12 protein-coding genes are annotated in these 13,616 nt (G+C 68.0%); 3 read left to right on the top strand and 9 right to left on the bottom strand.

Translation table 11 applies throughout. From position 1 onward, the window contains the following. The 3 genes from ACXMDP_RS10235 to dapF form a co-directional block, all read right to left on the bottom strand. The gene (locus ACXMDP_RS10235) at nucleotides 1-528 is read right to left on the bottom strand and encodes a DUF4330 domain-containing protein (RefSeq protein ID WP_094512836.1); all 528 of its coding nucleotides are present in this window, start codon (nucleotides 526-528) and stop codon (nucleotides 1-3) included. Nucleotides 529-624: 96 nt separating this feature from the next. After that, nucleotides 625-1,443: a DUF1995 family protein gene (locus tag ACXMDP_RS10230; protein WP_259728648.1), complete on the bottom strand. Its 819-nt coding sequence runs from the start codon at nucleotides 1,441-1,443 to the stop codon at nucleotides 625-627. Between the two features lie 40 nt (nucleotides 1,444-1,483). Continuing rightward, nucleotides 1,484-2,635: a diaminopimelate epimerase gene (gene dapF / locus ACXMDP_RS10225; RefSeq protein ID WP_259728649.1), complete on the bottom strand. Its 1,152-nt coding sequence runs from the start codon at nucleotides 2,633-2,635 to the stop codon at nucleotides 1,484-1,486. Nucleotides 2,636-2,667: 32 nt separating this feature from the next. Here dapF and ACXMDP_RS10220 point away from each other — a divergent pair, with 32 nt between their 5' ends. Further along, the gene (locus tag ACXMDP_RS10220) at nucleotides 2,668-2,889 is read left to right on the top strand and encodes an Hfq-related RNA-binding protein (RefSeq protein ID WP_259728650.1); all 222 of its coding nucleotides are present in this window, start codon (nucleotides 2,668-2,670) and stop codon (nucleotides 2,887-2,889) included. Between the two features lie 110 nt (nucleotides 2,890-2,999). Further along, a complete protein-coding gene (leuS, locus tag ACXMDP_RS10215; protein ID WP_259728674.1) occupies nucleotides 3,000-5,696 on the top strand; it encodes a leucine--tRNA ligase in 2,697 nt (898 codons plus the stop codon). A gap of 28 nt (nucleotides 5,697-5,724) precedes the next feature. On the opposite strand, the gene fghA is transcribed toward leuS, so the two are convergent. The 3 genes from fghA to ACXMDP_RS10200 all read right to left on the bottom strand — a co-directional run bounded on the left by fghA (nucleotide 5,725) and on the right by ACXMDP_RS10200 (nucleotide 9,471). Further along, the gene (gene fghA, locus ACXMDP_RS10210) at nucleotides 5,725-6,579 is read right to left on the bottom strand and encodes an S-formylglutathione hydrolase (RefSeq protein WP_259728651.1); all 855 of its coding nucleotides are present in this window, start codon (nucleotides 6,577-6,579) and stop codon (nucleotides 5,725-5,727) included. Between the two features lie 124 nt (nucleotides 6,580-6,703). Further along, the gene (locus ACXMDP_RS10205; protein ID WP_259728675.1) at nucleotides 6,704-7,819 is read right to left on the bottom strand and encodes an S-(hydroxymethyl)glutathione dehydrogenase/class III alcohol dehydrogenase; all 1,116 of its coding nucleotides are present in this window, start codon (nucleotides 7,817-7,819) and stop codon (nucleotides 6,704-6,706) included. Nucleotides 7,820-7,869: 50 nt separating this feature from the next. Further along, nucleotides 7,870-9,471 carry a glucose-6-phosphate isomerase gene (locus ACXMDP_RS10200; RefSeq protein WP_259728652.1) on the bottom strand — a complete coding sequence of 534 codons (1,602 nt, stop codon included), beginning with the start codon at nucleotides 9,469-9,471 and terminating at the stop codon, nucleotides 7,870-7,872. A gap of 210 nt (nucleotides 9,472-9,681) precedes the next feature. Here ACXMDP_RS10200 and ACXMDP_RS10195 point away from each other — a divergent pair, with 210 nt between their 5' ends. Beyond that, complete coding sequence (locus tag ACXMDP_RS10195; protein WP_457766849.1) at nucleotides 9,682-10,539, top strand: helicase DnaB; 858 nt, start codon at nucleotides 9,682-9,684, stop codon at nucleotides 10,537-10,539. A gap of 60 nt (nucleotides 10,540-10,599) precedes the next feature. Here the strand turns inward: ACXMDP_RS10195 and ACXMDP_RS10190 are convergent, their stop codons facing one another. Genes ACXMDP_RS10190 through ACXMDP_RS10180 form a run of 3 tightly spaced genes read right to left on the bottom strand, consistent with a single transcriptional unit; the run spans nucleotide 10,600 to nucleotide 13,612 of the window. Next, nucleotides 10,600-11,535, bottom strand: a complete 936-nt coding sequence (locus ACXMDP_RS10190; RefSeq protein ID WP_259728654.1) for an N-acetylmuramoyl-L-alanine amidase — start codon at nucleotides 11,533-11,535, stop codon at nucleotides 10,600-10,602. Then, a complete protein-coding gene (locus tag ACXMDP_RS10185; protein ID WP_259728676.1) occupies nucleotides 11,529-13,256 on the bottom strand; it encodes a M61 family metallopeptidase in 1,728 nt (575 codons plus the stop codon). Before ACXMDP_RS10185 ends, ACXMDP_RS10190 begins: the two co-directional genes overlap by 7 nt. 14 nt (nucleotides 13,257-13,270) lie before the next feature. Then, nucleotides 13,271-13,612: a DUF1257 domain-containing protein gene (locus ACXMDP_RS10180; protein WP_259728655.1), complete on the bottom strand. Its 342-nt coding sequence runs from the start codon at nucleotides 13,610-13,612 to the stop codon at nucleotides 13,271-13,273. Between the last annotated feature and the right edge of the window lie 4 nt (nucleotides 13,613-13,616).

The following is a 13,616-nucleotide window of genomic DNA, read 5'->3' as shown; positions in this document are numbered from 1 at the left end:
TCAGCTGACTCCGAGTTTCAGACCCGACACCGTGCCGCCGATGCGGAAGTCACGGCCCTCAAGCTCCACAGGGGCGCCGATCTTGAGGTTCTGGTTGCCGAACACCACGCCGCCGCTGGTCTTGCGCCCTTTGCCCTCAAGTACGAAGCGGGCATCAAGCGAACCGAACACGGCCTGGTTGGGGTCGATGGCGGTCACCACCCGTCCGTCGGGCTGGACCGCCACGAGGCGGCGCTGCAGCGGCACCAGCTCCTGCAGCTTCACCGTGCCGTGGGGTTGGTTGCGGATCACGATGCTCACCTCACCGTCGTTGCGGATCGAGCGGATCAGGGCCTGGGGATCCGCCACCGAGGCTCCTCGCACATCCACCATCACCGTGACCGGCTGCATGGCGCCGGTGGCTTCCGCCACCGCACCGCTGAGCTTCGGGCTCCAGATCACCCCGGCCAGGGCCATCAGCACGGCGGCGGCGGCTCCGACGTCCACCAGACTCCAGGAGCGGCGGGTGGTTTGGGGCTCGGCGGCCATGGCGCAACGTTCAGACACGCAAGCTTAAGGAGCCTGACCAGGTGCCACCAGGGGGGTGGAGCTCCTGAATTCGCACATCGGTGCGGCCGCAGGCCGTCAGTTCCTCAGACTGCCGAGAAAGCGATCGAGGGCCTGCAAACCGCCCGCCACTGTGGCCGCCTGTCCGGGGCTGAGCGTTTCCGCCACCTGCTCCGCATCGGGCTTCTGCTCGAAGGTCTCCACCAGGCGGTGGCCATCGGGGTCGTTGCGGTACAACTCCCACGGGCCGGGGAAGCAGCGGCGCAGGGCGCCCTCGGGCAGGGGTAGCAGGGCATAGGCACTGCGCCAGGTGGAGAGGAAGCCTCGCCGCCGCTCCCGCGCCACGCTACCGATCCCAACGGCCGCATCCTCGAGGCTGCCGTTGAGCAGCACCACCCCGCCGCGATGGTTCAGGCAGAGGCGCTCGACCGCGTCGTAGTCCGACGGGCCTGGTGCCACCAGCAGCAGCAGGGTGTCGCCTGGGGCGGCATCGCTCGTTGCGTCGCCGGCAGGGCCCTGAGGGGCGCTGGAATCCCCAGCCTCTGCGCCGGCGACGTCTGAATCCAAAGGCTCTGCCGGAGCCCCAGCTCCAGCAGCAGCCACAGGATCAGCGGCGGCGGCGTTCAACCGCTCCTGGTCCTTCAGGCTGCCGGTGCGGGCGGCCAGATCAGGGGCGTCGCGCTGGGCCAGGGCAGTGGCACCCGCATCGGGGAACACCAGGCGGAACTGCCGTTCCTGCGCCTGCAGGGCCTGGCCGAGCCGCAGCACCACTGGCAGCAGACGCAACCCTTCAAAGCGGAACTCCAGGGTCCAGCGGCCGTTGGCGCTCTCCGCCAGGGCGGCGTTCAAGCCCTCCATGGCCTGGGCTTCGGCGCTGAGCAGATCGGGAGGAAGCACGCTGAATCGGTGGCGGGCGCGCCGACCCTACTCAGGTCCCTCAGCCCTCCCGTTCCAGCCGTTGTCGCGTGCGCGCCTCCAGGGAGTTGCTGGCCAGGGTCACCAGATCATCGAGTGAGCGGCTGTTGAGCAGGGCCTCCACCCGGGCCCGCGCCGCCGCATTGGGGCAGTTGTCCGGTCGCTGACAGCCGCTGGTGCATTCCACTGCGCAGTTGACGGCTGGATCGGCAGGGGCCTCCTCGTTCAGATCCGTTGCTGCGCCCAAAGGGCTGGTGCCACCATCGCTCTCCTCCGCCCACTCAGGCGCTGCAGGCACATCGGGAGCAAGCTCACCGAACAGCTCCGGCGCCAGCACCCCGTCGAACACCGGCTCTGCCGGCCCGCTCATGAACAGGTGGTCCGAACTGGTGTCCCAGTCGATCCAGAGGGTGCCGCCGGGCAGATCGACGCGGGCCGATCGTTCGCACAGGCCGAGGCGATGGCTGGCCACGAGGGTGGCGCAGGCGCCGGTCCCGCAGGCGAGGGTGGGCCCGGCCCCCCGCTCCCAGACCCGCATCACCAGATGGCTGGGGCTGATCGCTTCCACGAAGTGCACGTTGGTGCGGGCGGGGAAGGCCGGGTGGCACTCCAGCAGCGGGCCGAGCCGTTCCAGATCCACCGCTGCCACCGCCTCCACCGGCAGCACCACGTGCGGGTTGCCCATGCCGGCGGCGGCCACCGTGAAGCTCTCGCCCGCCACGCTCAGTTCCCCCTGGGGCAGGCCGGCCGAACCGATCGCCAGGGTGGTGGGCACCTGCTCAGGCACCAGGAACGGCGTGCCCATGTCGACACGCACGGAGCCATCGGCCAGCAGCTCCGGCACGATCAGGCCGGCCAGCGTTTCCACCACCCAGCGGCGGCCCGGTGCATCGCCGTCGCTGTCGGCCAGGAAGCGGGCCAGGCAACGGATGCCATTGCCGCACATCTCAGGCTCGGTGCCGTCCGCGTTGAAGATGCGCATGCGCAGTTCTCCATCGTTCTCGGGCGGGAGCGCCAGGATCACCCCGTCGCCGCCCACACCGAAGCGGCGGTCGCAGAGCAGGCTCACCCGTTCTGGGGTGAGATCAAAACAGAAATCAACGGTGGTGGCGTTGCGACCGTCGAGCAACAGAAAATCGTTGCCCAATCCCTGATACTTGCTGAACGCCAGCATCCCGTTCTCCCAGCAGGCCTGAGTCTGATCTTATGGAGATCACCACCCTTGATTCGAGCCTCCCGGGCGTACGCCAGCTGCAGCACTGGATCCGGGGCCGCAACCAGCTGGAACTGCTGCTGGTGGATTCCGTGCAGGTCACCGGCTCGTTGCTCTGGCAAGACCCCGAATTCCTGGCTCTGCGCGGTGAACACGAGGGCGACCCGGTTCTGATCAATCGCCGCATGGTGGTGTCGATCCGCTCCACGCCCTGACCCGAGGCGCCGGAAACGTCTGTGGCACGATCGGGCGTGAGAGTGAACGGCTGATCCCTGCGGCCGCCGCCAAGTCCGTCGTGCCCGAGAAGCTCGTGTCCGAGAAGGTCATCGCCGAGACCGGCCCCACCGATACGTCCCCTGTAGCCGAGAGCGGCCGCGCCACCGCTCCAGAGGCGGGTCGCTACCAGCCCGCGGCGATCGAGAGCCGCTGGCAGGCCCGCTGGCAGGCCGAGGGGCTGGATGCCACGCCAGACCCTGGCCCGACGTCTGCCGACGCCCCCGCGGCGACGGAGCAGACCTTCTACGCCCTTTCGATGTTCCCCTACCCCTCGGGGAATCTGCACATGGGCCATGTGCGCAACTACGTCATCACCGATGTGATCGCCCGCGTGCAGCGCCAGCGGGGGCGCAGGGTGCTGCATCCGATGGGCTGGGATGCCTTCGGTCTGCCGGCTGAGAACGCCGCGATCGAACGGGGCATCGACCCCGGTGACTGGACCGATCGAAACATCGCCCAGATGCGTCAGCAGTTGCAGCGCCTCGGTCTGTCGATCGACTGGAGCCGTGAGCTGGCCACCTGCCACACCGACTACTACCGCTGGACCCAGTGGTTGTTCCTGCAGTTTCTCGATGCCGGCCTGGCCTACCGCAAGGAGGCCACCGTCAACTGGGATCCGGTCGATCAGACCGTGCTCGCCAATGAGCAGGTGGATGGGGACGGCCGCTCCTGGCGATCCGGCGCGCGGGTGGAAAGGCGGCAATTGCGGCAGTGGTTCCTGCGCATCACCGCCTACGCCGATGCCCTGCTCGACGACCTGCCCCAGCTGCAGGGCTGGCCGGAGCGGGTGCGCACGATGCAGGCCAACTGGATCGGCCGCTCGGTGGGGGCAGAGCTGGAGTTTCCCGTGCTGGCGCCGGACGGCACCACCCAGGACACCACCATCACGGTGTTCACCACCCGTCCGGACACGGTCTACGGGGTGAGCTATCTGGTGCTGGCGCCCGAGCATCCGCTGGTGGCCACGCTCACCGCGCCCGAGCATGAGGACGCGGTGCGTGTGTTCTGCGAGCGGGTGGGGCTGCAGAGCGAGCAAGAGCGGCTGGCCGACGACCGGCCCAAGCGGGGCGTGCCGCTCGGCCGTTCGGTGCGCCACCCGTTCACGGGGGAGGCGATTCCGCTCTGGATCGCTGATTACGTGCTGGCCGATTACGGCACCGGTGCCGTGATGGGCGTACCGGCCCACGACCCGCGTGATTTCGTCTTCGCCCGCCAGTACGAACTGCCCGTGCGGCGGGTGATCGTGCCGGAGGGAGCCGATGAACACGACTGGGACGGCACCGCCTGGACCGAGCCCGGTGTGCTGATCCATTCCGGGCCGTTCGACGGGCAGCCATCGGGGCAGGCGAAGGCCGCGATCGTGGCCCATGCGGAAGCACAAGGCTGGGGCCGCGCCCGGGTGCAGTTCCGCCTGCGCGACTGGCTGATCTCCCGCCAGCGCTACTGGGGCTGCCCGATTCCGGTGGTGCACTGCGACCATTGCGGCGTGGTGCCGGTGCCGGCCGAGCATTTGCCGGTGGAGCTGCCCCGCGGTGTCGCCTTCAGTGGCAAGGGAGCCTCACCGCTCGCCCAGTTGCACGACTGGGTCAACGTGCCGTGCCCCAGCTGCGGCCGCCCTGCCCAGCGCGAAACCGACACGATGGACACCTTCATGTGTTCCTCGTGGTATTACCTCCGCTTCAGTGATCCTCACAACGAATCACTACCGTTCGCCAAGGCGACCGCCGATCAGTGGCTGCCGGTGAACCAGTACGTGGGCGGGATCGAGCACGCGATCCTGCATCTTCTCTATTCCCGATTCTTCACCAAAGTGCTGCGCGACCGCGGCCTGCTCAGCTTCGATGAACCCTTCCAGCGCCTGCTCACCCAGGGCATGGTGCAGAGCCTCACCTATAAGAATCCGCACACCGGCAAATACATCGCTCCGGCCGATGTGGCCGATGCCGATGATCCCCGCGATCCGATCAACGGCGATCGGCTGGAGGTGTTCTTCGAGAAGATGTCGAAGTCGAAGCATAACGGCGTGGATCCCGCGGCCGTGATCGATCGCTACGGCGCCGACACCGCCCGCATGTTCATCCTGTTCAAAGCCCCGCCGGAAAAGGATCTGGAATGGGATGACGCCGACGTGGAGGGCCAGTTCCGTTTCCTGCAGCGGGTGTGGCGGCAGGTTCAGGGCGCCCGCAGCCGTGGCGTGTCGATGGCGGCCACGGTCACTGCCAGCGCCGATCCTGGCGCCGCGGCTGATGCCTCCGAGAGCGACCGGGAGCTGCGCCGTTGCGTGCATGCGGCGATCGCTGCGATCAGCGATGACCTGGCCGACGGGCGCTATCAGTTCAACACCGCCGTGTCGGAGTTGATGAAGCTCAGCAATGCCATGGGCACTCACCTGGAGGCTGTCTCGGCACCGGTGGCCGAGGAGGCGGTGCGCACCCTGCTGGTGCTGCTCGCGCCCTTCGCCCCTCACCTGGCCGCGGAGCTGTGGGAGCAGCTGGGCGGGGCCGGCAGCGTGCACCGGCAGGGTTGGCCCGAGCTGGATCCCGCTGCCCTGGTGCAGGACACCATCGCCCTGGTGATCCAGGTGAAAGGCAAGGTGCGGGGCAGCCTCGATGTGCCCGCCGATGCCGATGCCGCCGCCCTCGAGCGCCTGGCCCTCGACAGCGACATCGCCCGCAAGTGGCTGGACGGCCAACCGCCACGCCGCGTGATCGTGGTGCCCGGCAAGCTCGTGAACCTGGTGCCCTGAACCTTGCTCCCCTGCGCCCTTGCCCCATTCAGGCCAGCAGGGCGGCGGCGTGGTGGCGCAGGTGGTCGTCGATGAAGCTGGCGATGAAGAAGTAGCTGTGGTCGTAGCCGGGCTGTAACCGCAGCTCCAGTGGGTGGCCGGCGGCGGCAGCGGCGCTGCGCAGCCGATCGGGCTTCAGCTGCTGGTCGAGGAACGGGTCGGCGCTGCCCTGATCCACCAGCAACGGCAAGCGCTCGCTGGCCTGGGCGATCAGGCTGCAGGCCTCCCAGGCGGCCCAGCTGCCACGCTCAGGGCCCAGGTAGCGGCTGAAGGCTTTCTCCCCCCAGGGGCAGGTGCTGGGCTGAGCGATCGGCGCGAACGCCGACACCGAGCGATAGCGACCCGGGTTGCGCAGGGCACAGATCAGGGCCCCGTGGCCGCCCATCGAATGGCCGCTCACTCCGCGCCGCTCGTTGAGCGGCAAGGCACTCTCCAGCAGGGCGGGCAGCTCCGCCACCACGTAGTCGTGCATGCGGTAGTGGGTGACCCAGGGGGCTTCGCTGGCATTCAGGTAGAAGCCTGCCCCCAGGCCGAAATCCCAGGCGCCGTCGGGGTCATCGGGCACGCCCTCCCCCCGGGGGCTGGTGTCGGAGGCCACCAGGGCCAGGCCAAGGGCGCCTGCCAGCCGCTGCGCGCCCGCCTTCTGCATCATGGTCTCATCGGTGCAGGTGAGCCCCGAGAGCCAGTAGAGGGCCGGCACCCGGGCGCCGGCGAGCGCCTGCGGGGGCAGAAACACCGACACATGCATGCTGCACCCCAGCACGCTGGAGCGATGGCGGTAGCGGCGTTGTGCGCCACCGAAGCACCGGCTTTCACTGATGGCTTCGAGAAGGGAGTCGCTCATGGACGAAAACGCCGCAGAAGGGGACGGATCGGTGCTGGGCTGCCGATGGCCAGTGACGATGCCGGAACGCCTGTGCTGAGGCCAGAGCGGCCGTCGATCGGGGTGGCGCGGTATGCCCCCAGGTTCAACCGGCGAAATCAATCACCGTGCGGATGCTGGTTCCGGCGTGCATCAGATCGAAGGCTTCGTTGATGCGATCCAGCCCCATGGTGTGGGTGATGAAGGTGTCAAGCGGGATCTCGCCCCTCTGGTAACGCTCCACGTAGCCGGGCAATTCCGTGCGGCCGCGCACGCCGCCGAAGGCCGACCCCCGCCATACCCTGCCGGTCACCAGCTGGAACGGACGGGTGGAGATCTCCTGGCCGGCGCCGGCCACACCGATGATCGTGGATTCACCCCAGCCCTTGTGGCAGCACTCAAGGGCGGCGCGCATCACCGCCACGTTGCCGATGCACTCGAAGGAATAATCCACGCCTCCATCGGTGCGCTCGATTACCACCTGCTCGATCGGGGTGGTGCTGTCTTTCGGATTGATGCACTCGGTGGCACCGAGCTGGCGGGCGATCGCGAACTTGTCGGGATTGGTGTCGATGCCGATGATCCGCGCCGCTCCGGCCATCACCGCGCCGATCACCACCGCCAGACCGATGCCACCGAGGCCGAACACGGCCACCGTGCTGCCCGCCTCCACCTTGGCGGTGTTCAGCACTGCGCCGATGCCGGTGGTGACGCCGCAGCCCAGCAGGCACACCTTGTCGAGCGGGGCGTCGCGGTTGATTGTCGCCAGGGCGATTTCCGGCACCACCGTGTATTCCGAGAACGTGGAGGTGCCCATGTAGTGATGAATGGTCTGGCCGTCCTTGGAGAAGCGGCTGGTGCCATCGGGCATCAGGCCCCGTCCCTGGGTGCCGCGGATCGCCTGGCAGAGGTTGGTCTTGCCGGACAGGCAGAAGCTGCAGCTGCGGCATTCCGGCGTATAAAGCGGAATCACGTGATCCCCCACCGCCAGAGAGCTCACCTCCGGCCCCACGGCCTCCACCACACCGGCGCCTTCGTGGCCAAGCACTGCGGGAAAAATCCCTTCCGGATCGCTGCCGGAGAGGGTGAAGGCATCGGTGTGGCACACGCCTGTGGCCACGATCCGCACCAGCACCTCTCCCGCTCGTGGCGGTGCCACGTCGATCGTGGTGATCTCCAGGGGCTGACCGGCCGCCCAGGCCACCGCCGCACGTGAACGGATCATGGACTGCCCCCCGAAACCAGCCCCATCCTGCCCCCAGAGGCTCCGGCTCAGGAGCGGCGAAACACCAGGGAGGAGGGCGTGCCCCAATCGCCGCTGGCCACATAGCCGCGGGGATTGCCGCAGAGGTGGCGCAGGATCCAGAACAGGGGCTCGGGGCTGTCGATGCTGAGCTGCCCCTGAAGGCTGGCCAGATCGTGGGGTTCGCCATCGGCCAGCAGTGCTTCCAGCCGGCTCTGCAGATCCAGGATCACGGCGGCCGCCTTCTTGCCCGCCTCCACGCCCGGCTGGTCGTAAGCGTTGATGTTCACAAGCTCCGCGTAGAGCCCCACAGCGCGTTCGAACAGCGCCACCAGGGCGCCCAGCAGGCGGGCATCGAAGCGCCGCATGCTGAGCGTGATGCTCTGCCGCCCGCCTTCCGATAGGGCAGCGCGGGTGCCCTGCAGGAAGCCGTCCAGGTAGTCACCGGGATGTTCCCCGTGCAGCGGCGGCACATCGGTGGGATCTTCCAGCACCTCGATGAAGGTGACGAAGAAGTTGTCGATGCCGTCGCGGAGTTGCTGGACGTAGGCGTGCTGGTCGGTGGATCCCTTGTTGCCGTAGACGGCGATGCCCTGGTAGGCGGGTTCACCGTTGCGGTCGAGCCGTTTCCCCAGCGACTCCATCACCAGCTGCTGCAGGTAGCGGCTGAACACCTCGAGGCGGTCGCGGTAGGGCAGCACCACCATGTCGCGGTGGCCCTTGCCGTTGCCCGCCACATACCAGGCCGCAGCCATCAATGCTGCCGGGTTGGCGGTGAGCTCGGGCACCCGGGTGGCCTCATCCATCTCAGCGGCACCGGCCAGGAAGCCGCGCAGATCTGCCTGGATCAATGCGGCCGGCAGCAAGCCCACGGCGCTGGTGATGCTGGTGCGGCCGCCCACCCAATCGAACATGTCGAAACGGCGGAGCCAGCGCTCCTCCACTGCCAGCCGGTCGAGCTGGCTGCCCGCCATCGTGACCGCCACCGCCTGATCGGCCCAGCTGCCGCCCAGCGCTTCCAGCCGGGCCCGCGCCTGCTCCATGCCAAGCCGCGGCTCCGGCGTGCCGCCCGATTTACTCACCACCACCATCAAGGTGGTGCGCAGCCGCTCGCCGAGGCCGGCCAGGGTGCGGCTGAATCCCTGCGGATCGACGTTGTCGAAGAAGTGAAAGGGCAGGCCCTGACCCTGCTGCTGCAACGCCCGCAGGATCAGCAGCGGGCCGAGGCCGGAACCGCCGATGCCGATCCACAGCACATCGGTGAAGGGCGCCAGGCCCGGCGGCTGGATCTCACCGGAGAGCACCTGCTGGGCGAAGGCTTCAATGCCGTCGATCTCCTGGCGGACGTGGGCGCCGATTCCTGGCTCGGGCGCCAGCTGCGGCGCCCGCAGCCAGTAGTGACCCACCTGGCGTCCTTCATCCGGGTTCGCGATGGCTCCGGCCTCCAGCGTGGCCATGGCCGCGAACGCGGAGGTGAAGGCGGGGGCCAGCTCCTCGAAATGTTGAGGCCCCACTGCCATACGGCTCACATCCAGCCACATCCCCAGCCCTTCGTGGTGCCAGAGCAGCGAACAGAACCGTTGCCACTGTTCCGCCGAAGGCTGCGGCTTGAAGTCTGGAAACGTGGTCATGCGCCCTGGTGGAAGTGACAGGTTCTGGCGATGAACCTATCGGTGGAATCGCCCTCTGAACCGTGACACAGCCCATCGCCGTGAGCCGGAACACGCAAGCGGCGTAATTGTATGGACGGCCACACAAACGGCCCAAGGTGCGGGAGCAGCCAGTGGACGACGGTAGAGTTTATTTAACAATTGACTCCAAAACCCGGTTTGAAGGCTGCCTTGAAGCTACGCATTCCGCTTGGCTCCCTTCGCACACCGGCGTTGCTGCGAGCCTCCAGCTGGGTCCTCGCCCTCGGCCTGATCAATGCCCAGGTGGCCACCGTTCGCCACCCCGATGCTGCCTCGTTGCTCAAGCTGCACGAAGCTGCCCTCAGCACCAGTCTCAATGCCCGCAGCGGCAAACCCGCCAAGCTGGCGATGCAGGGTCTGCGGGCGAATCCGGTCGATTTCACCCCTGAAGAGCTGCGTGAGCTGCAGCGACGTTTCGGCGTGCATGGTCCCCAGCCGAAGCTGGCCCAGTTGCTCACCCACGGCCTGGATCAGCTCACCCCGCTGCGTGCCCACACGGTCAGCCGCATTGAGGAGCTGAGGCCGGTGATCGTGAGCGAGTCACGTCGGCTCGGCGTGAACCCGATGCTCGTTGCCGCCGTGCTTTTCGACGAGATTCAGCGGGCGAAACCCGGTGAAGATCTGCCGATGGCGGCCGATTCCGGCCTCTTCAAGACCCACGGGCCTGCCCAGCTGGGGGTCGATGAGTTCGTGCATCAGGGCTTGCTGCCTGCCGATGCCAGCCCCGAGGAACGGGCTGCCGCCCGGCGTGAGCTGCTGGTCCCCGAGCGGAATGTGCAGCTGCTGGTGGGTAAGTTTCACCGCCTCTCCATCCTGCTGGGATTCCCCACCGACCGCCTCCTGCAAGCCAGCGCTGGTCCCCGCGATGCCAAGGCGCTCGCCACCCTGGCCTACCTCCACAACGGCAAGCTGGATTACCCCGCCCGCATCCTGAGCTACATGCAGGATCCCGCTCTCCACGCGCTCATCTACGGCGAGCGCAAGCCACAGTTTTCTCCGCTGATTTGAGGCGCAGACGCCATTGGAGCGTCGGTCCCAGAGCTGTTCGTAACGCCAGGTAGGCATCCGTCAGTCGGACTTGCAAAGCATGCCGAGGGCTGCGAGACGCGTCTGCAGTTCCGACCATCTGAAGCTGCGGGGATCTGCCCGTTCACCCCCCAGATCCACATACCGGTGGGTGGTGATGTTCTGGGGAGGGATGCCGAAACGGCGCATCCAGTCGGTCAGCACCACCGCCAAAGCGTCGTACTGGTCGTTGCTGTAGCCACTGTGCTCCGCGTCGGCATCCTCACCATCGAGCGGTGTTTCCAGGCTCAGGTGCAGGGCGAAGTTGTTCACCGACCCCCCAACATCCGGGTTGGTCATCACCCACTGGCCGTTGAAGGCGGAGTTGCCAGCGCCGAAAGCACGATAAGCAGGATCGAGCGCCTGCACCACCTGCCCGTTCTCCCCGATCATCAGGTGGTAGCTCACCTGGTCTTCGTCGCGGGGGTGGGGGGTAAGGAAGGTCTGCACCGCCGATTGCATGCCGTAGACCGTTTCGTGCAGGACCACCACGCGAGGTGTGGGGTCCACCGGATTGCCGAACGCATCGCTGCGGAAGCGGCTGCCGTAGTTGGTGGGATCGATGGTGAGGCGCTCCATCTCCAGCGGCAGTGCGGCCACCTTCGCCTCCAGGCGACGGCTCAGCGCCGGATCGGCCGTGCATTGGCGCTTCAGAGGGCTCACCCAGCGGTCGTGGGCCGGTGGCGTGGGGGCTGGGCGGGCATTGAGCGACGGCGTGGCGGCCGGGGCCGAGGACCCGGAACGGGGGGCCCCTACCTGCTCGAGCAGCTCCAGCAGGGAGGGGCTGGCGTCGGAGGGGTTGCTGGCGGAGATCTCGCGCCCCAGCCAGCCCAGGCCACCGAGGCCCAGCACGGCTACAGCAGCCAGCGCCACCGCCCCGCCCCGCTCGGGCGCCAGCTGGCGGGCGCGCACCACCAGTCCGCGGACGTGGTTCAGCATGGAACCAACTGCAACCATTGCGTGCGCAGGGCCAAGGCCGCCGCCGGGCCGTCGGGATCCGGCTGCAGTCTCCAGCTCTGCACCGCCGGCGCTGTGGGCTGCAGAGAAATACAACGCAGCCTGCCGTGCCGCCCGATCGTGAGGCTGTGCCTGCGGCCTTCCTGCCACCGGTGCGGGAGATCGCTGGGCGTGTGCAGCCGCCAGCCATCCAGGGCTATCAGCTCGTCCGCCACGCACAGGCCCGCCGCTTCCGCCGGGCTGTGGCGCGCCACCTTCTGAACGCTCAGGCTCGAACTGGACGTGCTGCAGGCCAGGCCGGTGAAGGGAGCGGTGTCCTTGTGCGGCACCAGCACCAAGCCCACGCTGTGCAGGGCCTCGTGCAGGGGCGGGTCCTCCTGCCCCTCCAGCCAGGCCGGCAGTTGCTTGCGCAGTTCAGGCAGCTGCGCGGCAAAAGCCTCGATCAGATCGGCTTCGCTGTAGCCCCGCCGCCAGCGGCCGTGCGTCTGCCAGAGCGCGCGCAGCACGGCGGCCAGGCACGAACCGGCCAGGCGCAGCTGCAGATCCAGCACCAGGGCCACGACGGCACCTTTGAGGTAGTAACTGATCTGATTGTCTCCGCTGTAGGCGTCCTGCCGGTAGAGCTTCACCCAGGCTTCCTGGCTGCTTTGGCGCAGGGTCTGGCCGAGCAGGCGGCCGGGAGTGAGCAGGTAGCGGCTGAGCTCAGCGCCCAGGTCGTCCCACAGGTCAGTGTCGGTGCCGATGCCGGCGAGCCGCGGCAGAAACTGGTCGTAGTAGCTGGTCACCCCCTCGGCGAACCAGAGGGTGGGCACGACCATCGGGCGGTCGTAGTCGATCGGGGTGAGCTCCGCTGGCCGCAGTCGCCGCACGTTCCATTGGTGCAGGTATTCATGGCCCACCAGTTGGAGAAACCTGCGGTAGCCGCCGGGCTTGGCCAGCTCCTCCAGGCCGTACTGCAGCACGGTGGCGTTGTCGTGCTCGAGGCCGCCGAAGCCCCGCTCCAGCAGGTGCAGCACAAACAGGTAGTCAGCAGCGGCCGGAGCCGCTTCACCCATCAGCCGGCAGCAGGCGGAGCACACCCCCGCCACGTCGTCGAGCAGTTGTGGGTAGCGCTCCAGCAGCGGATTGGGGTCTCCCCCCACCGCCGACCAGCACACCCAGCGGTGCGGCACCCCGTGCACTTCGAACCCATGCCAGCGGTGCGGACCTGCCTCCACCGGGGTGTCCACCAGCTGGTCGAAGCTGGCTGCGATCCAGCGGTGTTCGCTCGGTCCGTCCAGACAGGGCAGCGGCACGAACGGCTCCCAGCCCTCTGGCAGCAGCAGGTGCAGGTGGTGCGGCGTCCAGCGTGCGCCGTTCACCTGCAGGGCCAGGGCGGCCAGGGTCAGGCAGGCGTGGTCGTCGTCGAGGTGGCAGGTGCGCACCGTGAGTTCGGTGGCCATGGCGCCGTAGTTCACCTCCACCGGAAGGAGCGGTTCGAGCTGGGCGGTCCACACCGACGGCTCGCGCCGCACCAGCGGCACCACGGCTCCCGCTTGTACCAGCTCCAGGTTCTGCAGCTGGCGCACGTAATCGCGCTGCAGGTAGGAGCCCGGTGTCCACACCGGCAGGTGTAGCTCCAGGGCCTGGTGGATGGGAGTGAAGCGAAGCCGACAGCGGATCAGATGCTGGCGAGACGCCGTCAGATCCAGCGTGAGCTCCACCGGATCCAAGGGCGTCAGGCGGCGAGATGGACGTGAGCCTGGGGCAGCTCGCGCATCGCCTGGGCCAGGGCGACGCGGGCGGCGTAGCTGCGGGTGACCGCCGCCAGGAAACGCTGCACATCCAGGGAGCGGCTCAGCCGTTGCAGATCCCCCACCACGGCCAGGGAGCCGTCATGCTGGCGCTGCCAGCCGAGTGCAGCGCCATCCAGACGCACCTTCACAGCCACCGGCACCTGCTCGTCGTTGAAGCCCTGCAGCACCCCATCGATTTGAGGGCTCGCACCGAGTTCCTCAAGGCTGGCGACCAAGTGATCGAGATCGCTCACGACCGTTGGCAGGATGGAAAGGTGGGACATGAAC

The sequence above is a fragment of the Cyanobium sp. ULC065 genome (genome assembly GCF_977927515.1).
Note: the sequence above shows the minus strand (reverse complement) of the source record. Positions and strands in the feature narration are given on the sequence as shown.